This window comes from uncultured Polaribacter sp., assembly GCF_947501385.1.
Lineage (GTDB): Bacteria > Bacteroidota > Bacteroidia > Flavobacteriales > Flavobacteriaceae > Polaribacter.
Window position 1 is genome coordinate 103,752 of record NZ_CANMVP010000007.1, and the last position, 19,797, is coordinate 123,548.

General features: G+C 29.5%; 25 protein-coding genes. 7 read left to right on the forward strand and 18 right to left on the reverse strand.

Annotation, left to right across the window (positions count from 1 at the left end; translation table 11 throughout):
* Nucleotides 1-14: 14 nt before the first annotated feature.
* Nucleotides 15-845 carry a universal stress protein gene (locus tag Q0998_RS06425; RefSeq protein ID WP_299667788.1) on the forward strand — a complete coding sequence of 277 codons (831 nt, stop codon included), beginning with the start codon at nucleotides 15-17 and terminating at the stop codon, nucleotides 843-845.
* Here the strand turns inward: Q0998_RS06425 and Q0998_RS06430 are convergent.
* From Q0998_RS06430 to Q0998_RS06515, 18 genes are all read right to left on the reverse strand, one after another.
* Entirely contained in the window at nucleotides 842-1,579 is a 738-nt protein-coding gene (locus tag Q0998_RS06430; protein WP_299667791.1) for a sulfite exporter TauE/SafE family protein, read from the reverse strand. The genes Q0998_RS06425 and Q0998_RS06430 overlap by 4 nt on opposite strands.
* A gap of 18 nt (nucleotides 1,580-1,597) precedes the next feature.
* Nucleotides 1,598-2,269 carry a hypothetical protein gene (locus Q0998_RS06435; protein ID WP_299667794.1) on the reverse strand — a complete coding sequence of 224 codons (672 nt, stop codon included), beginning with the start codon at nucleotides 2,267-2,269 and terminating at the stop codon, nucleotides 1,598-1,600.
* Nucleotides 2,270-2,292: 23 nt separating this feature from the next.
* Nucleotides 2,293-2,742 carry a hypothetical protein gene (locus Q0998_RS06440; protein WP_299667797.1) on the reverse strand — a complete coding sequence of 150 codons (450 nt, stop codon included), beginning with the start codon at nucleotides 2,740-2,742 and terminating at the stop codon, nucleotides 2,293-2,295.
* Nucleotides 2,743-2,810: 68 nt separating this feature from the next.
* Nucleotides 2,811-3,260, reverse strand: coding sequence for an Hsp20/alpha crystallin family protein (locus Q0998_RS06445; RefSeq protein WP_299667800.1), 450 nt, complete (start codon nucleotides 3,258-3,260; stop codon nucleotides 2,811-2,813).
* A gap of 105 nt (nucleotides 3,261-3,365) precedes the next feature.
* Nucleotides 3,366-3,785: a hypothetical protein gene (locus Q0998_RS06450; protein ID WP_299667803.1), complete on the reverse strand. Its 420-nt coding sequence runs from the start codon at nucleotides 3,783-3,785 to the stop codon at nucleotides 3,366-3,368.
* A gap of 14 nt (nucleotides 3,786-3,799) precedes the next feature.
* Nucleotides 3,800-5,173, reverse strand: coding sequence for an MBL fold metallo-hydrolase (locus Q0998_RS06455; RefSeq protein WP_299667806.1), 1,374 nt, complete (start codon nucleotides 5,171-5,173; stop codon nucleotides 3,800-3,802).
* Nucleotide 5,174: 1 nt separating this feature from the next.
* On the reverse strand, nucleotides 5,175-6,026 hold the full coding sequence (locus Q0998_RS06460; protein ID WP_299667808.1) for an ATP cone domain-containing protein: 852 nt from the start codon (nucleotides 6,024-6,026) through the stop codon (nucleotides 5,175-5,177).
* A gap of 95 nt (nucleotides 6,027-6,121) precedes the next feature.
* A complete protein-coding gene (locus Q0998_RS06465) occupies nucleotides 6,122-6,523 on the reverse strand; it encodes a hypothetical protein (protein ID WP_299667810.1) in 402 nt (133 codons plus the stop codon).
* Nucleotides 6,524-6,535: 12 nt separating this feature from the next.
* Nucleotides 6,536-7,390, reverse strand: coding sequence for a universal stress protein (locus Q0998_RS06470; protein ID WP_299667813.1), 855 nt, complete (start codon nucleotides 7,388-7,390; stop codon nucleotides 6,536-6,538).
* Between the two features lie 179 nt (nucleotides 7,391-7,569).
* The gene (locus tag Q0998_RS06475) at nucleotides 7,570-8,412 is read right to left on the reverse strand and encodes a universal stress protein (RefSeq protein WP_299667816.1); all 843 of its coding nucleotides are present in this window, start codon (nucleotides 8,410-8,412) and stop codon (nucleotides 7,570-7,572) included.
* Between the two features lie 68 nt (nucleotides 8,413-8,480).
* The gene (locus Q0998_RS06480) at nucleotides 8,481-9,311 is read right to left on the reverse strand and encodes a universal stress protein (RefSeq protein ID WP_299667819.1); all 831 of its coding nucleotides are present in this window, start codon (nucleotides 9,309-9,311) and stop codon (nucleotides 8,481-8,483) included.
* A gap of 87 nt (nucleotides 9,312-9,398) precedes the next feature.
* On the reverse strand, nucleotides 9,399-10,241 hold the full coding sequence (locus tag Q0998_RS06485; protein ID WP_299667822.1) for a universal stress protein: 843 nt from the start codon (nucleotides 10,239-10,241) through the stop codon (nucleotides 9,399-9,401).
* 12 nt (nucleotides 10,242-10,253) lie between these two features.
* Entirely contained in the window at nucleotides 10,254-11,105 is an 852-nt protein-coding gene (locus Q0998_RS06490; RefSeq protein ID WP_299667825.1) for a universal stress protein, read from the reverse strand.
* Between the two features lie 84 nt (nucleotides 11,106-11,189).
* Nucleotides 11,190-11,492: a ribosome-associated translation inhibitor RaiA gene (gene raiA / locus Q0998_RS06495; RefSeq protein WP_299667828.1), complete on the reverse strand. Its 303-nt coding sequence runs from the start codon at nucleotides 11,490-11,492 to the stop codon at nucleotides 11,190-11,192.
* A 680-nt stretch (nucleotides 11,493-12,172) separates the two neighbouring features.
* Nucleotides 12,173-12,559 carry a hypothetical protein gene (locus Q0998_RS06500; protein WP_299667830.1) on the reverse strand — a complete coding sequence of 129 codons (387 nt, stop codon included), beginning with the start codon at nucleotides 12,557-12,559 and terminating at the stop codon, nucleotides 12,173-12,175.
* A gap of 11 nt (nucleotides 12,560-12,570) precedes the next feature.
* Nucleotides 12,571-13,425 carry a universal stress protein gene (locus tag Q0998_RS06505; protein WP_299667832.1) on the reverse strand — a complete coding sequence of 285 codons (855 nt, stop codon included), beginning with the start codon at nucleotides 13,423-13,425 and terminating at the stop codon, nucleotides 12,571-12,573.
* 118 nt (nucleotides 13,426-13,543) lie between these two features.
* Complete coding sequence (locus tag Q0998_RS06510; RefSeq protein ID WP_299667834.1) at nucleotides 13,544-14,596, reverse strand: response regulator; 1,053 nt, start codon at nucleotides 14,594-14,596, stop codon at nucleotides 13,544-13,546.
* On the reverse strand, nucleotides 14,593-15,837 hold the full coding sequence (locus tag Q0998_RS06515) for a PAS domain-containing sensor histidine kinase (RefSeq protein WP_299667836.1): 1,245 nt from the start codon (nucleotides 15,835-15,837) through the stop codon (nucleotides 14,593-14,595). The genes Q0998_RS06510 and Q0998_RS06515 overlap by 4 nt, the downstream gene beginning before the upstream one ends.
* A 154-nt stretch (nucleotides 15,838-15,991) precedes the next feature.
* On the opposite strand from Q0998_RS06515, the gene Q0998_RS06520 reads away from it, so the two are divergent.
* From Q0998_RS06520 to Q0998_RS06545, 6 genes are all read left to right on the forward strand, one after another.
* A complete protein-coding gene (locus tag Q0998_RS06520) occupies nucleotides 15,992-16,762 on the forward strand; it encodes an N-acetyltransferase (protein ID WP_299667839.1) in 771 nt (256 codons plus the stop codon).
* Between the two features lie 198 nt (nucleotides 16,763-16,960).
* Nucleotides 16,961-17,359: a hypothetical protein gene (locus Q0998_RS06525; RefSeq protein ID WP_299667842.1), complete on the forward strand. Its 399-nt coding sequence runs from the start codon at nucleotides 16,961-16,963 to the stop codon at nucleotides 17,357-17,359.
* A gap of 4 nt (nucleotides 17,360-17,363) precedes the next feature.
* Nucleotides 17,364-17,762, forward strand: a complete 399-nt coding sequence (locus tag Q0998_RS06530) for a DUF302 domain-containing protein (protein WP_299667845.1) — start codon at nucleotides 17,364-17,366, stop codon at nucleotides 17,760-17,762.
* A complete protein-coding gene (locus Q0998_RS06535) occupies nucleotides 17,752-17,958 on the forward strand; it encodes a hypothetical protein (RefSeq protein WP_299667848.1) in 207 nt (68 codons plus the stop codon). Before Q0998_RS06530 ends, Q0998_RS06535 begins: the two co-directional genes overlap by 11 nt.
* A 123-nt stretch (nucleotides 17,959-18,081) precedes the next feature.
* A complete protein-coding gene (locus tag Q0998_RS06540; protein ID WP_299667851.1) occupies nucleotides 18,082-18,693 on the forward strand; it encodes a WG repeat-containing protein in 612 nt (203 codons plus the stop codon).
* Between the two features lie 14 nt (nucleotides 18,694-18,707).
* Nucleotides 18,708-19,796 carry a site-2 protease family protein gene (locus Q0998_RS06545; RefSeq protein ID WP_299667854.1) on the forward strand — a complete coding sequence of 363 codons (1,089 nt, stop codon included), beginning with the start codon at nucleotides 18,708-18,710 and terminating at the stop codon, nucleotides 19,794-19,796.
* The last annotated feature ends 1 nt before the right edge of the window (nucleotide 19,797 follow it).

The following is a 19,797-nucleotide window of genomic DNA, read 5'->3' on the forward strand; positions in this document are numbered from 1 at the left end:
CAAAGTAATTTATTATGAAAAACATTCTTTTACTTACAGATTTCTCAGAAAACTCAATGAATGCCATACGATATGCCTTGAACCTATTCGAAAACAGTTTTTGTAACTTTTATATTTTGAATGTAAGAAGTCCTTCTGTTTATACATCTGCCGATTTAATGGCTGCTGGCAATGAAAGTATTTCAAGTTCCATTATTAAAAAGACGAAACACAAAATCATGAAACTTATTGTGAAACTAGAAAATGAATTTAAAAATAAAAATTTTTCTTATAGTGCACATGTCGCTTATCATGAGTTTTCAAATGCAATAGTACAGGTGCAAAAGGCGAAAAATATAGATGTAATTGTGATGGGTACAAATGGTGTAACTGGAGCGAAAGAAGTATTGTTTGGTAGCAATACCATAAATGTAATTCGAAAAGTAGACTGTACTACATTAGTAGTTCCTGAAGGATATATCTATAAATTACCTAAGGAAGTACTGTTGCCTTTAGATGTGTTTGATTCTTTAAGCGGAAGTGCATTTATGGGAATTGCTAAGTTTGTAAATGTCTATAGTAAAACGTTGCACATTTTAAGAATTAAACCGAATAATGAAATTTCTAAAGAAGAAAACAAAGACAAAGACATCAATTCTTTTTTGAAGAAGACGAATTATAAATATCATAAAATAGTAAACGTACCCATGCATTATGCCGTAAGTTGCTATTTACAAACAAATACCATCGATTTAATCTCATTACTAGTACAGAAAGAAAGTTTTTTTGAAAGATTTTTTATGGGTTCTACTACAACACAAATAAGCAATAAAATTCAAGTGCCCTTGTTGGTGTTTCATAATTAATGAAGTTCTAGGTTGGAAATAACACTAACAATTCCAATCGCTAAAATAAGCAACAATACAAAACCTCTAAATTGTTCTTGAGAAATTTTATCCAACATTTTTTTACCTGCCCAGGTTCCTAATATACTGACTCCTATAAGTATTGGAATTAAATATAAATGCTGTTTGTTCATATATCCGTTAAAATAATATACAATCGTTCGACTAAAATCTACACCTAAATCTATAATAGCAGAAGTTGCAATAAACTTATTTTTATTCATTTTAAAAGCTGCTAAAGTGATGCCCCTAATAGCACCTCCTGTTCCTAAAAGACCAGCACTTAAACCAGATAATGAACCACCAATAATAGCGTTTTTTTTATTTGGATTTATTTTTAATTTTTTAAAAAGTAAAAAAAGTAAGCTTAAAATTATTAAGAAGAAGCCAAGTATGTAGGTTAATATCTTTGGATCTAAAAATTTACTGAAGTATGCGCCTACAGAAACAAATAATACTGCAGGAATCCCTAAATTTAAAACGATTCTTTTATCAAAACCTTTTTTAAAAATAGCTATTTTACTGATGTTACTAGCTAAATGAAAGAGTGCAGTAATTCCTAAAACAGACTGAAAATCAAAAAAGAAATTAGCAATCGGAACAAAAAAGACAGAGGAGCCAAAACCACCAACGGTTCCTAGTATTTCTGCTATCAACGAGAGTAAGATAAAGACAGGCAGATATCTAGTGAGCATTCAGAAGGAATTGATGGATTAATTTAGGGTTTCACTTTTAGGAATTTCTTCTTTCATTAATTTTGGATTGATGAGCATTTCTTTTTCTAAAACAAGAAAAATAAGATGCACATAATCATTTACGGTTTCTTCTATTGATTTTGGAGCGATAATATCAATATACCCTTTCCAAATCAACTCTTTATCTTTTGTTGGACATAGACAGTACAAAGATGTTTCTGCATGATAAACGGTATACTCATCGTAGTATTCTGGATTGTAGTAAATGTCTTGATACATTAAATAATCGTCCCTAAATTTTCTATATGTTTTTTCATAGTCATAGTAAGATTTTTTATAGGCAACTTTATCTTCTACACCAATTACTTTTGTAAATAACACAGTATCAAAACCATCATTTACAAGTGTATTCTCGAATTCTTTTAATTCTTTTTGGGTCATTTTTTCTGTTCTTAAAGAAGGATCAAAAAGCTCTAAACTCATTACCGCATGTATTCCTCGCAATGCTAATTCACTTTTTATTTGTTGTTCAAATTGTAATCTAGCTGCTGTGTTTGACGTCATGCCAACTACCAAAACTTTATTGGGAGAATAGGATTCTATGTCTGGACTTTTCCAGCTATCTACCAATTGTGTAGTAGAACAGCTTATAAGAACAAACAGCATTATTAAAAGAAGGGAACTTCTCATATCTTTAAGATTTAAGTGGTATTCTAACTAATTAAGCGCTTTTGTTTTTGAGTTTTTTTAATGTTTTTGATAATATCAAATAACTTTATTTTAAGTGACTTATAGTTTTTTAAAAACTTATGAATGGTTAGGGTTAGTTTTTTATGTTCATTTTTGTATTTCTCTTCTTCTTTTGGTTGATCAATTCCGTCAACTATAATTTTAAGATTCTTCTGATGTTTAGTGACTATTTTAATAAGTGTATCATTTTCTTTGCTAAAATCATGTACTGCTTCAATGACTTTTTTATTGTCAGAAAAATGCTTTTTATCAATTAATTGAAGCGTAAATGATGTTATTAAATCTTCTAAAAAGAGATGTTCATCTTCTATAAATTTTAATTCAGACAGCCATTCTTTAGAATTACTATGCATATCATCTGCACTTAACCATTCAACAAATTTTACACTTCTATCTGTATGCGTAGTTTTCATAATATTATTTTTAATTTTAAGCAGAAAGCAGTTTTTAAAATGCTTTCTGCTTATCTTTTTTGTGAATGTTACACAACTTCAATTACTTTTTTGGTAACTTCTTTTGTCGCTTCTTTTTTTAGAAGATTTAATTTTAAAATCCCGTTTTTATAAGTTGCTTTTACCTCTTGATCTGTATTCACAGATTTTGGTAATTTTAAGGATCTTTCAAAAGAATTATAGCTAAATTCTTTACGAGTATATGCTTCTTCTGTTTCTTCAGATTCTTTCTCTTTTTCTCCACAAATATGTAACACATCCTCATCGATGGTAACTTCAAAGTCTTTTTTTGTAAAACCTGGTGCAACAAACTCAATGTCAAAACCCTCATCGTGTTCTTTTACATTCATTGCTGGTAGCAAGGCATCTTCCTCAAAAAAAGGAGTGTTGAAAAGATTATCGTCATTGAAAAAAGGTCTTAAGCCATTATTGGTCCAAGGAAATAATCTATTTTGATTTAATTTAATAAGTGACATCATACATGAATTTAAGATTAAACTTTATTTTTAATTGCTGTACTAAATTAGGTGTTAAAGATGTTTTTTAAAATGATATATATCAGTTTGATAAAAAAAAAGTGGTTTTTATTGATCAATAATTACATGTTGTAAATATTCGAACATTCGAGATTTTAGAGCACTGTTCTCTAAATGAAAATGATGAATTCTAAATTCCAAATCATCAATTTCTTTGATAAAGAAATTATCGCATAACAAATCATCGCATTCCACTTTTTTATCAATTTGAAATAGTTGCATGCCTATCTCATTTAATAATATCTGATTATTCGCTACTGTTTTTTTTAGCTCAACCTTAAACCCTTCTAATATTTCGAATAGATTGCGTTTTTGAGATTTATAAATGGGCGCATTTAAAAGCTTTTTGTAAAATTCATGTTCGATAATTAAATTTCGAAGGACTTCTCTTTGGTTTATGAGATTGTACTTTAGCTCTTCAATGGTTTTGTCTGTATTAAAACTTTTATATTTTATTTTAGCTTCCATAAGAATCGTTTTTATTATATCATAATTTCATCTATATCATTCAATTTTGGAATGCTAACATTCCAATGGTAGGTGTTTTTAATTTTTACACGAAAAGCATCTAATGCCGTAGGTTCTCCATGAATTAAGTAGACTTTTTCTGGAATATTCTTAATTGAACTCATCCAATTTAACAGCTCTTTTTGATCTGCATGTGCAGACAAACTTTCAATGGTTTTTATGGAAGCTTTTACAGGATAATATTTTCCATAAAAGCGAATCTCATGTGCGCCTTCTTGCAATTGTCTTCCTCTTGTACCTTCCGCTTGATACCCCACTAACAATACAGTTGTAGTTGGTACGTCTATGAGTTGTTGCAAATAGGTAAGAACTCTTCCACCAGTAACCATACCGCTTCCAGCAATGATAATTTTAGATCTTTTGTCGTCAATAGTTTCCCAAGTTTCTCTGTAAGATTGAATAATATGTATGTGATTACACATAGCATTGTATTCGGCATCTGGAAGTTTATGCCATTTAGAAAAGCGTTTAAAAACGGCTAAAACATTATTTCCCATTGGGCTATCAACAAAAATAGGAATGTTCGGAATTTTATTGTTTTTATGCAATTTCCAAAGAACGTACATCAGCGTTTGTAAACGCTCTACTGCAAAACTTGGAATGATGAGATTGCCATTCTTATGAATTACGTTGGTAATGATGTTTGTGAAACGCTCTTCAATATTTTCTTTTGGATGTAATTTGTTACCATAGGTACTTTCTATAAATAGAAAATCTGCCCATGCTGGTTTTTTAGGAGGGTCTAAAAGGTAATCATTAGTTCTACCGATGTCTCCAGAAAATACAAATCGTTTCTTATAAAGATCTAATTCGATAAAAGTGGCACCAATAATATGACCATTATATTGAAAGCGATAAGAGATGTTGTTAGTGAATGAAACCCATGTATCTTCAAGTGCTACTTTAAAAAAAGTAATAGTTTTTTCTGCCTCTTTTTTTGTGAAAAATGGTTTTGCAGGAGTGTGTTTTGTGTATTTTTCTTTATTTGCTTTTTCTGCTTCTTCTTCATGAATTTTAGCACTGTCTTTAAGTATAATCTCGGCAATGGCTAATGTAGGTGCGGTGCCAATAATTTTCCCAGAAAAGCCTTGCTTTACCAATCTAGGCAAGTAACCAACATGATCTAAGTGTCCGTGTGTAAGCAACACAACATCAATTGAAGCTGCAGCAATCGGTAAATCTTTCCAGTTTTTTTCTCTCAATTCTTTGAGCCCTTGAAAGACACCACAGTCAATTAAGATTCTTTTCTCTGGTAAATCAATTAAAAATTTCGATCCTGTAACCGTACCAGCTGCACCTAAAAAATGAATTTTTGCAAGTCGTGTCATTTTAATAACTTTTAGAATTACATAACTGGACTATTTCTTCTAAAATCCTTTTTTTTCTACTATCGGAAATACCTAAATGATCTAAATAAAAGGAGTCTCCTATCAATTCTCTGCACAAAACAATTTCTCTACTTAATAAAAATTGTTTTTCTCTATTTGTAAGCAATGTAGAAACTGTAATTGGATATAGCCCAAGGCGATCTATTCTGTCTTTTAATCCGTCGTTTTCTGGATAATCCCAACTTAATAAATACAAGCCGATACAGTTGCCAAATTGCATGGCATCTTTAGTAAATCGTGTATTTGTAACCACCCATCCTGGGGTAAGAGCTGTTTTCTTTTTGGCATCTTTATTCCAATGCGTTTTTATATCTTGATAGCGTGAGTTTATATACAGCGGAACTTTTACATTGCAATTAAACCCTTGTTCACTATGAAATTTACATTCTATAATAGTCGTTTTATTGTTTTTATGAGCAATTACATCTACTTCATGAGAAACACAACTTCCTTGGAGAATTTTACCAACTTCAGTGGTATATCCTGAATTTTTTAAAACAGCACTAATAAAATGTTCAAAAGGAAAACCTGTGGGGCCCAATTCATAAATTGCTTTTTTTAGTTTGTATTTAGATGCTAAATAGCTTTTCTTGTTTTTTAGTAGGGCAAACGCTCTGTTATAGATTTCTTTTGTAGAGATTCCTTGATAGAGTTCCTCTCGAACTTTAGCTATAATCTGATGAATGGTTTCTTCATCTGCTCCAGTTCTTTTTAAAGAGTTCCTTAATTTATGTAAGGAAAACTTTACTCTTTTACCAGAAGATTTTACAATTGCTATCTCTTGATTTTCCATAATAAAAAACGGTTTAATCGAAAAGAATTCTTCGAGATTTTGCTTCGGAGTTTTCTTTAAAATCAGTATTTACTTAATTTTATTTTGTAATACATCTACTTAAAAAAGTCTCTTATTAAAGCAATGGTTTGATTTGTTGTCATACTATCTGCATTTTTAACTCCTTTTATTTTTTTGTTCAGATTAGGATAATTTTCTAGCAGTTCTTTGTGGAATTTTTTATAGGCTTCTGCAGGACCAAAAAGAACCAATGCATCTGCATCTTTAATTGCTGTTGCAATATTCCTAAAGTAGGATCTCAGTTGATTCTTTTCACGTTCTAAATACCTACTATCTTGAACAACATCTTGTGGACCTCCTTTAAATCGAGTTCCAGAACCACCGTGAATACGAAAATTTTCTACTTCTGAAACGATGGTTTCTAGTGCTTCCTTTCCATTTTCTATGCGAACAATGTGTGCTTTTTCTTTATCTAACCAAACACCAATATTTTTCATGTTATTATATTTTTAGTTTCTTAAATCGTGCATTACCAATACGGGAACTTTTGAATTAAAACCAATATCTTTTACCAAAGGTTGGGTTAAAACGCTTCCAAAAAACCAGTGCTTTTTGTTAATAAATGCCAACATATCACTATCTCTACTTTCTATAAACACTTTAATTGCGGTTTCTAGTGGATAATTAGATAATTCATGAAAAGAATATGCTACTTCTTCAAAAATCTCTTCAAGCATTTGTTTATTTTCTTTTTGGATATTATTCAATTTACTTTCTTCAGAAACATGAAATACTGCAATTTTTGCATCACATTTTTTAGCGATGTCTATTAAATTGTTTAGTTCACGTCTTTTATAATGCGTTTTATAGCTGGTTGTAAAAACAATTTCTTTAGGCAAGAAATGTTTTGCTTTTTCTGGAACCACAATTACTGGGCAATTTCTAACCTTTTCCATTACAGATATTGCCGTACTTCCATAGGCTGTTTTTCTAGCGTCTGTTGCACCTTTGGTTCCCATAATGATTAGTTCTATATCTTTTTTTTCAACAATATTTTTAATAGCTTCTAATGGGTTGTTAAAAACTGAAATGGCTTCAAAATGATGTTTTGGATTGTTGTATTCCTGAATCTTTAACAGATCAATAATCTTTTTCAACCCATTTTTAGATTTTGCTTTTTCCATTTCGAAGAGCCCACTGCCAGGTTCTAAATTTGTTAAACTCATCATGATATTTCCTGTAGAAGAAAAAACATTTAAAATATAAAAATCGCAGTTGTCTTTTTTGTAGAGTTCTAAGGCATATTTTATAGCATGCCATGCATTTTTTGAAAAATCTGTAGGTAATAATATTTTACGTCTCACGGGATTATTTTTTAACTGTTTACTATAAAATTACTAGAATGCTATAGCTATTGCTATGATATATATCAGCTAATTCCATCAATTACCACATAAAAGAATACTAGTTATTGCGGTAGTTTTGTCTAATCATGTTGGTTTATATATAGAGTTTAAAAAAACAAAGAATAGCAATATTTGCTTTAACCAAGACTTGGAATTACTAAAAACGGCACTTTAGGATGAAACCCAATTTTTTTAATAATAGGCTCTTTCATCATATTTTCTATAAAGTTGTGTTTATAATTTATCATGATAAGAATATCAATATCAAACTCGTCAATAAAGTTGTTAATCGCTATTTCTTTTTTATCATCTCCTTTTGCCCAATGAAAACTATGCGGATATTCTTCTAAGTAGGCTTTAAGCATAGCGAGATTATAGTTTTGTTTTTCTGATAGATCATGATCCTGACGCGTATGAACATGCAATACTTTAATTTTAGATGCATATAAGTCAGAAAAGTGTTTTAAATGTTTCAGTTCATCGTCATAAAAACGATTGTAATCGGTTGGAAATGCAAGATGCTTTGGGGTAACAAATTCAAACCCATCTGGTATTGCTAATATGGGACAACTTTGTATTCTATTTATCAAAGAAACCGTATTGCTACCAAATAGTATTCTACCAACACCAGAACTCCCTTTTGTGCCCATAATAATGAGATCAATATGATGCTTTTCAATTGTTGATGCTATAGAACTTAAAAAGTCGTTAGCGCTAAATATTGTTTTAAACTCATGTTTAGTATTGCTACTTTCAATTTCAACTTTCTCTTTTAGTGTTTCTAATTCTTGCGCTGCTTCTTTTTTTAATTCATTGATATGCGAAGTGGTAATATAGGTTCGAGCATCAGAATTTATAAAAGCCCAAGTATGAAAAAGGTAAAATGTACAAGGTTTATGATGGTATAATCTTATTGCATAAAGAATGGCACTCCATGCATTTTCTGAAAAATCTGTGGGTAATAATATGCTACGGTTCACGTGTATTGGCTTAAATATTTACTATAAAATTAATGAAATAGTTTAGGAGTTGCTATGATATATATCACTTATTCTGGAATCACTAAAAAAGGAACTATGGGTCGAAACCCAATACTTTTTATGACAGGTTCTTTGGTTATTTTTTCAATAAAACTATGAGAATAATGAACCATAGCAAGTATATTTATTTTTTGATCTTTGATAAAATTATTAATGTCTTCAGCTTTTTTTGCATAATTGGGCATCCAATAAAAATGATGTTTGTATGCTTTTAAATGGTTCTCTAGTATTTTAAAATTGTAAGCTTGTACTTCATTAAGGTTTTCTTTATTATTGAGATGAAGAATAGCTATTTCAGAGTTATAGAGCTCTGTTAATCTTTGTATTGGAGTGATTTCTTTTTCTTCATAAAAACGGCTAAAGTCTGTTGCAAAAGCAATTTTTTTTGGTGCTGTAAAATCAAAATTATTAGGAATGGTTAATATTGGACAAAGTTTCGTATGTTTTATGATTTCAACAGTATTGCTTCCAAAAAATAATTCTTTTACGCCACTTGCACCTTTGGTTCCCATAACAACCAATTGTATCTGGTGTTTTTTAATTGCTGATTCGATGGCTTTTTGTAAATCAGAATTGCTAATCATAATTTCAAAACTATGATTTGCGTTGGCATTTACTCTTTCAACCATTTTTTTTAAATCTAACATGTCTTTTAATGCAGCTTTTCTTATTGCATTTGAAAGTTTATTCGAAAAATTAGACATCGTAGATGCTTTTACTTTCATTGAATGAAGCAAATAAAATGTACATGATTCATTAGCGTAAAGTTTTAATGCATAAATAATGGCATTCCAAGCATTTTCTGAAAAATCTGTAGGTAATAATAGTTTCCTAATCATCTTGGTTGTTTTAAAATTAATGCTTTAAAAATAAGAGGATCTAATTTTTTTAACAATGATATTTGTCAGTTTAGAATTAGTAGACCACTATATTTTAGAAGGAATTACCAAAAAAGGAACATTCAAATGAAAGCCAATTTGTTTGATTTTTGATTTAAAAAATAGATTTTCAAAGAACGAATGTTTGTTATTGATCATTACTAATAAATTAATACGCGTTTTTAATTGAAAATTAGCAATGGCTTCTGGTACACTTTGGTTACTTATACTATGAAACAAATGTGCTATATGTTTAAAAAATACGACTAGCTTCTGTTTGTTTTTTTCTTGTTTTTCTGATAAAGGATACCCGAAAGAAGCGTTTAAAATATGTACTCTTGCATGAAATAGAGAGGTCAATTCTAAAATTGGCTGAATGTGTTTCTCTTGAAAATCAATCTCATAATCTGATGGAAATAAGATTTCATGCGGAGCTTCAAAAGAAAAGTCATTCGGAATTGCCAATACTGGACACTTTGCATTTTTAATAATATGAACTGTATTCGTACCAAACAGTACCTCTTTTAACCCACTAGCACCTTGTGTACCCATGATAATAAAATCGATTACATTTCCCTGGTAAAGTTCTTCTATCTCCATTTCTAAAGTATTAAATGACGAAATGGTACTAAATGTGTGGTTCTTATTTTTGAATTCTTTATTAATTTTTGTTAGGAATTTGTCTAACCCTTTTTTTGAGGTTATTTTCATTGCATCAATTAAGCCTGCTTGTGCAGTTGCAACCTCAAAATACTGAACATCATATACAACAGGTGTATAGACGTTTAATAAATGAAAGACACACTTATGAGCTTTAAATAATTGCAGTGCATATTGAATAGCGTTCCAAGAATTATCAGAAAAATCTGTAGGTAGAAGTATATTTTTCATCGGTTTAATTTTTTATGAGTTTCGTCTTATATTTTGCAATACTAAAAAAGGGATGGTTATGGTTAAACCAATCTTATTGATTGTATCTTGAAATAAAATATTTTCTAGAAAAGAATGTCTCCTGTTAATCATTACCAGTAGATCTGGAGTATGGTTTTTTATATAAGAATTAATTGTTTTTACAACATTTTTACCATCGATTGTAATAAAAGAGGTGTTCTTAGTGTTAAAGTTTTCTTCGATAAAGTGTTTATTTTTTTCTTCTCTTAAAGATAGTTTTTTCATTTCAGAAACATACAAAACAGCTATTTGTGATTGATAGCCTGAAATGAGTTCGCTTAAAAAAAGCAGTTCTCTTTTTTGATAAGGCATTGAAAAGTCTGTAGAGAAAACCACCTTTTTAGGTGCTGTGTATTCATAATCTTGTGGAATTACCAATACAGGGCATTTTACATATTTTAAAACCTGTAATGTATGGCTACCAAAGGTTAATTTTTTATCATTGGTTTTTCCTCGAGTACCCATAACAATAATATCAATGTCTCTTTCTTCTACAATTTTATCTACTTCATCTACCAAAATATTGTCGGCAGATATAATCTTATAATTATGTTTCGGGTTAGGTGCGTGCTGTTTAATTTGCTTTAATACTTTTCTTAATTGTACTAGAGAGTTTTGGTTGGCGGTTTTAGCAACTTCACTAAAAGTCTCTTTGGTTACTAAAATACCACTTTCATAAATATCTTGTTGATAAGCGTGCAAAATATAAAACCTACAAAAGTCATTTTCGAATAGCTTTGCAGCATACCTTATGGCATTCATAGCAGTCTGTGAAAAATCTGTAGGAAGCACTATTTTTTTCATGGTGAAATTTATTTTAAGTGATACCTAAAATTACATTTCAAACCAGCAATGAACAATGATATTTATCAGTTTAAAAAGAAAATATTATAAATAGGGCTTTACTATACCTTTTCTCTTTTTCAATTGCTTTTCGAGATCACTTATGGTATTTTTAACGGCAAGTTCATAATTTTTTTCATTAGAAGAAGCAAACAGTCTTGATCCAGAAAGGCGTATTTCTATCTCGCAAATTTTGCCATTTCCTTTCGGGTCTTTTTCTTTTTTTAAAAATACATTTACAGCTATAATGGTGTTGTAAATGGTAAACAATCTTTGCAGTTTTTTAATGGTATACGCCTCCATGGTTTCACTTGTAGGCATATTTACAAATTGAATGTTTGTTTTCATTAGAGTACATTTTAGATGAATAGTAAAAGAGAAAATGATTTTCAAATTAATTAGATAAAAAAATGGGGAGTTTTAACTCCCCATAGCAGAAGATTTTTAAAATTATTAGAAAACAGTAACGTTTTATAATAGCTAAAATATCTTCACAACCTCCTAAACTATCGTATAGATAATTATAGGCATATTTTTAATTAATTGCTGTTTTAAAAAAACAGGAAGCCGAAACTTCCTGTCTTCTGAAGTTATTCAATTTTATAGTTAACTTTCTAGTAATTTTAATCTTTCTAATTATTGCTAACAAGAACTCCTAAAAACCCCCTTACGGTTAACTGATAATTTTGAGACTTCATAACAGATAATACATTTTACAATGCAAAATCTGTGTCTTGTATAAAAACAGGAAGCCGAAACTTCCTGTTTCTTTAAGAGTCTATTTTCTTTATTCAATTCGCTAACTTTAAGTACATGCTCTATTGCTAAAGAATTCATTAAAATTGAAGCAAATCAATTAAGGAAATTCAACTCTTTTTTATAGTCTACAAACCTTACGATTTATAAAACTACTTTTTTTTATTTTTACGAATTTTCAAAGAACGGTTTCTAATTCTGGTACTAAATTACATTACTTTATAGAAATGAAATATGATATATATCAGTTTTGAAATTTTTTCTACTTTTTTTTAAAAAAGCACAATTCCGTAAGCTATATTCAGTAAAAAAATACCCAAAAAGAAAAGAAGTGTATAGACTGTTTGTACAAATTTAATATTCATAAATTCTAACCACACAACTGTTCTTTTGGGCAGTATAAATAAAGAGAGGCCAATAGATAATGAAATCCAACCGATTAAGGTAATGATGATTTTCCAATCGGGTTGCCAGATATTATGAAATAGAATGTTAAGTAGTCCTATAATAATGCATATAAAGGAAGATATGATTAAGAATTTTTCGTCTTTTAAATCGTTAAATATCTGCCGTATTCTTTTGGGGTTAAAGCTTAGTATTAAAAAGAAAATAATAAAATACCATCCCCAGAACTTTGCTAAAAAAATTGAAATATCCATTATATTTTGTTTTATTCATGTAATACTAAAAAAGGAACATTTGTGTGGTAGCTAATTTTTTCTGCATTTGAATGAAAAAATAATTGCTGGAAATAGTTTAAGTTTTTAGCCACCATTACAATCATGTCTATGCCTCTACTTTCTACAAAACATTGCACAGCATCTTCAAACTTTTCATTGGTTAATGTATGAAAGCTATAGTTGTAATTATAAAATAAATCTTTTAGTAAATTCTTGTTATTTTGTTGATCGTTATTTAACAGTACCTCTTGTTTATGAATATGAACAACTCTTAACGCAACACCTTTGTTTTCTATGACCTCAAAAAGGGGTTCCAATACCTGAATATTAAAATGTTCTACAAAGTCTGTTGGAAATGCAATTTCTTTTAGGGCTTTAAATTTTGTGTTCTCTGGTACAATTAGCGTAGTACAAGCTACTTTTGTAATAACATCTCCTGCATTGCTACCCACTATTTTTTCTTTGAGACCAGAAGCACCTTTTGTACCCATTACAATCATGTCTATCTTTTTCTCTTTGACATGTTTTCTTAAAGAATCTATCAAATAACTGTATTCTGCAAGTATATAAAACTTATGCTTTTTATTAGCTGGAAATTCTCGAGAAATACGTTTTAAAATTTTTCTTAATTTTATCTTTGAAGGATTGATATAGGCTTGCTCTAAAACGTTAGAATCAGGAATGTAAGGGGAATCTAATACGATGTTTTTAAAACCACCTACATTTAATACATAAAAAGTACAAACATCATGCTTATAAAAATTGATAGCATAGGCTATGGCGTTCCATGAATTTTCTGAAAAGTCTGTTGGTAATAAAATATTTTTCATCAATATTTGCTTCATAAGCAAATTTAAAATGAAGACATTTTATAAAAAATGATATTCATCATATTCTATATTCCTGCTACATTCATAATAGAAATAGTTTCTTTTTTTAATAAAAACGTAAAGAGATGTTTGATTAATACATGTTTTTTAGTTTTTGAATGTCCAATATTTTAATATTCCTCCCTTCAATAGCTATAAGGCCTTGCTTTTTAAAGCTCGATATGGTTCTAATGAGCGTTTCTGGGGCAATACCAGCGACACTTGCCAAATCATTACGAGAAATTTTTATAGGATCTTTAGGCTTTACATTTAGTTTTTCTGCAAATTTAAGAATGGTAACAGCGGTTTTCTTATTTACAGAACTGTAAGCCATTTGTAATAATTGATCTTTAATACCTAAAATATTTTCATTCAATAATTCTAAAAGTTCTAATGCCACTGTATGATTATTCGTCAATATATTCTGAAGTTCACTTTTAGAAATACCTACTAATTTTAATTCTTTGATGGCTTTAGCGGTTTCTTGATACGAAATGTTCTGAGTAAATGAAGTATAACCAAACAAATCATCTTCTTTGTATAAGGCTGTAATTAGTTCTTTTCCTTTTTCATCTAGTTTATAACACTTTACAACTCCTTTTAAGACTAAATAAATAAAGTTAGAATTGTACCCTTCTTTATAAATAATGGCATCTTTTTTATAAGTAAAAACCTCTCCGTTGTCATCAAAAAAATTTTTTAAATCGTTAAGGGTTTGTATCTCTTCTTCTGGTGCTATTTCTTTAGTGACAATGTTATTCCTCTCATCCTTTAAAATAGCCGCCTTTGCTAAACGACTTTTAATCGCACTAACCAGTTCTTCTTCACTAAAAGGTTTTGTGATATAATCATCTGCTCCTAAATCCATTCCTTTTCTTACATCTCTTCTTTCTGTTTTTGCTGATAAAAAAATAAAAGGAATATGCTTTGCTTCATCATTTTTTGCCAAAGATTTCAGTACACCATAGCCATCTAATTCTGGCATCAAAATATCGCAAACTACAATATCTGGTTGCTCTTTTAAAGCTAATGCTACGCCAATCTTTCCATTAGGTGCCACCAAAACTTTAAAGTCAGAAAGGGCTAGCAGTTCAGCTGTGTTTTCTCTTAAAACGGCATCATCTTCAATTAATAGTATTTTTTTCATGAGGTAGCATTGTTAGGAATTGTAATTGTAAATATAGTTTCTACATTCTCTGTACTTGTAAAGCATATAGTTCCTCCTAAATTTTCGAGATGATTTTTCACAATATTAAGGCCAATACCAGTACCTTGCGTAAATAGTGCATTTTCTGCTCTAAAATAACGATTGAAAATATTTTTTTGATCTTTTTCAGGTATTCCAATTCCATTGTCTTTTACCTTAAAAACAGTTTTTGAATGATCTTGCGTTATAAAAATGTCTATGGCAGTATTTTCAGAGGAATACTTTATAGCGTTGTGTACTACGTTAGACAAGGTTAGTTCTATAATTTTTTCATCTTGAAATAATGAAAAATCATCAATATCTTCAGGGTAATTAATCTTTTGACCATCTTTTAGTAACATATTTATATTGTAAATTACTTCATTCACAACTTTGCTTAATTTAAACGTAGTGGGTGTATAAATAATTTTACCTGTTTCTAACTTTTCTACCGATAAGAAGTCGTTTAATATATTATTTAAGTAATGTACTTTATCTGTTATTGTTTTTATATGTTTATCTCTTTGTGATTGTTGATCTGTTAATTTATATTTACTTAACAACATCGCAGATGTTAATATACCACTTAAAGGTGTTTTAAATTCATGTGAAACGAGTGATAGAAACTTCGTTTTTAATTCGTTTAGTTCTTGTTCTTTTTTTAATGCAGTCTTAATTTCTTCTTCAACTTGTATTCGCTTTTTATTTTCACTATCAAGTTCAATATTTAGTGTTTTAAGTTCATCAATAGCTATTTTTAACTCTTGTGTTCTTTGTTCAATTTTTTCTTCTAACTTGCTGTTTAAACTTTTAATTTTTTCTTCTTGATTTTTACGAATGGTAATGTCTATAACGATCGTCATCACATAATTTTTACCATACAGCGTAAACGGATTTAATCCTGCTTCTAAGGGAAAAGAACTTCCATCTTTTTTAAGGCCAAAAATATCACGTCCTTGTCCCATTTTACGATGTTTACAATTTTTCACAAAGCCTTTAAAATGAGCATCATGACCTGCACGATAATTTTTGGGGATTAAAATGTTTAGGGGTTTCTCTAGCAGTTCTTCTTTATCATAACCAAACATACGTTTGGCAGATTCATTTGCTTCTATAATAATTTGATGTTCGTTAACAACAAGTACTCCTTCAGAAATAGTTCCTAAGAGGAGGTTGAAAACAGCTTGGTATTCTTTAAACATTTTGGGGGAAATTTAGTTAGCAATCAAAGGGTTAAAGATACAAAAAATGCATTCTAAAAAGGAATCCTGATATATATCATTCTTAAAAGAATTTATGAATGATACTTTTGTCTCTAGAAATTATAGGTTACGATGCATTTAAAAAAACAATATAATGGAACAATTAATTGAACTAAATAAAAAAAACATAATAGAAGAACATATTTGCTGTGCAATATCTGACAAGAAATGTGCTGATAGTTATCAAGCAAAAAAAGATTGGCTAACCAAAGAATTTAATAATGGATATGTTTTTAGAAGAATTAATGAGAGAGCAAAAGTTTTTATAGAATATGGGCCTGCTGAAAATGCATGGATTCCTATTACTGCACCAAATTTTTTGAATATTAATTGTTTTTGGGTAGCTGGAAGATATAAAAAGAAAGGATACGGAAAGGCACTATTAAAGACTGCAATAGAAGATGCAAAAAAGCAAGGCAAAGATGGATTAATAACTGTTGTGGGAACTAAAAAATTTCATTTTATGAGCGATACAAAATGGCTCCTAAAACAAGGGTTTGAAGATATTGAAAGAATTTCAAGCGGCTTTAGCTTGTTAGTAAAAAAGTTAAATCCAAAAGCAGCAACACCTAAGTTTAATGAATCTGTTAAAAGTGGAGAATGTTCCGAAAAAGATGGAATTGTAGTTTATTATTCTAATAGATGTCCTTTTGCTGAATTTCACGCAAATGAATCATTGGTAGAAACCGCACAAAAGAGAAACCTGCCATTAAAATTAATTAAATTGAAAACGATGGAAGAAGCACAAAATTCACCAAGTCCAGCAACCATTTTCAGCCTATTTTTAAATGGGAAATTTATAACAACTGATATTAGTGCTTGTATGCACAGTAGATTTGACAAGGTTATAGAGAAATTAAAATAAAAAAGAAAGATTAATAGATTTTGTGATACCCTCTAAATAGTTAGTTAATAAATTGAGATGAAGATGTATTTACAAGTCTGCCAATTTTTTTATTTTAAGTTCTTGAGAAGAAGAAGAAGAAAAAGAAGAGGATTATCAGCTTGTATTTAACCGAAAAGGATCACTTTTTTTAAGTTACGAGTCACAAATAATAATGTTATGCATAAAAGATTGAATGCTAAGTTTTACCAAAGTATTGCCAAATTATTTTACGCAATTGCTGCTGTTGACAAAATCATTAGGGAAGAAGAATTTTCGGCTTTAAAAAAACTTGTAAAGAATCAATGGCGATATGTTAGTGGAAGCGAAGACAAATATACTAGAGATGCTGCGTATCAAATTGAATTTGTTTTCGAATGGTTACAATTAAAAGGGTTAGATGCTTATGATTGCTATAATGAGTTTATTGCTTATAAAAATGAACATCCCTATTTTTTTACAGATCAAATAAATCGTTTAATTATGAGAACAGCAGAGGAAATTGCGCTTGCTTATGCTGGTAAAAATAAATCTGAACTAATTATGCTAGCAAAACTGAATCTTCATTTAAAAAACTAATGTCATGAGTTATTATTTTACCACCATTATAAAAGGGAATTTTGAGAGTGTTTTAGACAAAGTAACAGCAGCGCTTAAAAAAGAAGGCTTCGGAGTATTAACAACAATTAATATACAAGAAACACTTAAAAATAAGCTCGATGTAGATTTTAAAAAATACACCATTTTAGGAGCCTGTAATCCGTCTTTTGCACACAAAGCATTGCAAGCAGAAAATAAAATAGGAACCATGTTGCCTTGTAATGTGATTGTGCAAGAAAATAAAAATAATAAAATTGAAGTTTCAGCTATAAATCCTTTAATTTCTATGCAAGCAGTTGAAAACAATCAATTAGAACGTCTTGCAGAAAAGGTGAGTCATAAATTAGAAAATGTGATAAAAATCATACACAATGAAAAATGATTTTAACAGTATTATCAACAAAAATGCTATTGTTTTAATTGATTTTTTAAAGGTGGAGAACAGGTTTAAAGAGCATCAGGAACCTTTCAAAAGGAAAAGTTTATTCGCATTATTAATAGTTTCAGATTCATTTCTTAGAAAAAAAACAACAACTTTAAAAGAACGTGCAAACACATTTTATACTATGATAAAATAGCTTTAAACAACTTGTTTTATAGAGAATCTTTAAACAAAAAAGATATTTTGTATGATGAATATCATTTTATAGCAGAAGATACTATGCTATTTTTGAAAAGTTGTAACTATAAAATAATTTGTTATGAAAAGAGTCGTCATCTTATTTCTTTTAGCATTTCTAACGCCATTTTTTGCATTTACCCAAACACAAGATACTTTTGAAAAGATTTCTCCTTTTTATGAAGGTCTTTCTGCTATAAAAAAAGGAAATCAATGGGCTTTTATAAATACGAAAGGTGCTATTATAATTGGTTTTAGAGATGATTTAGTAACTACAAAAACAAATGATGGAGTGTACCCAGTTTTTAGGAACAACCGATGTTTAATCGTAAAAGAAAAAGAGCATATTTCTTATTTCGGATATATTGATACCGTTGGAAAAACAGTGATAGAACCCACTTTTTTAAATGCAGAAAACTTCCAAAATAATGTAGCCATAGTTTTAGAGTTAAAGAAAGAGATAGCAGGTTACAATAATGTTATAGGAAAGAGTATTGTTTACCGTACCTATTCAGAAGTAATTATTAATAAGAAAGGTGAAATGATAGAAAATCTAACCGCGCCTAAAAATATAGTTTTGGAGAGAAAATTTCTTCTTAAACCACCAAAAATTACATCAAAATTACTTTCAGAACAATTGGTTGCAGTCCTAAACAAAAATAAAAGATGGATGCTAAAAAGAATCACGAATTAATCTGAGTAGAAGAGATGAAAGCAAATTTAAGCTTAGGAAGTATTGCTGGAATTAAAATTAACGTTCACTGGACCTTTTTTTTATTAATTGTTTGGATTGTTTTCGACCAGATGAAAAGAGGAGGTAATACCGCAAGTATTTTATATAATATTGCATTTATTCTTACCGTATTTGTATGTGTGATATTACATGAATTGGGTCACGCTTTAATGGCGAAACGTTTTAAAATAAAAACTAAAAAAATAACATTATTACCTATAGGAGGTATTGCAAGTTTAGAAAGAATTCCAGAATCACCAAAACAAGAATTTTTGGTTGCTATTGCAGGTCCTTTAGTAAATGTATGTATTGCAGCCTTATTATTTTTTACAATTCCTATACATGATATTTTGAATCAGAATTTTAACGATTCTTATGTGTTTTTTAGTCGTTTTACGCTTCAGAATTTTCTTTTTTATTTATTTTTAGTAAATGTTGGGTTGGTGCTATTCAATATGATTCCTGCTTTTCCTATGGACGGCGGAAGAGTGTTAAGATCAGCTCTGGCAATGAAGATGAATCGTGTAAAAGCCACTCAGATAGCCGCAAGTACTGGTCAGTTTTTTGCAGTATTGTTTTTAATATTTGGTTTGCTGTACAACCCAATTTTAATATTTATAGCACTTTTTATTTTTTTGGGAGCTTATGGAGAAAACCAAATAGTGAATCATTTAGCGATTCTAAATGGGCATAAAGTACAAGAGGCAATGATGACGAATATTACTACTTTTAACCCTAATGATACAATTAATAAAGTTCTAAAAACAATTATATCTGGTACTGAAAATAATTTTATTGTATTGAAAGGTGCTGTGATTATAGGAGTACTTTACCATAAAGATATCATAGAAAATTCTCATAAAGAAGACTGTTTGGTAAAAGATATGATGACCACTAAATTTACCTTACTTAAAGCAAAAGATGATCTTAAGAAAGTATATGAATTAATTTACAGCAAATCAAATACGTTTTTTCCCGTAGTAAAACAAGATGAATTAATTGGAGTTATAGATGCTATAAACCTGAATGAATATCTTTTAATTCAAGCTAAATTAACACATTAGT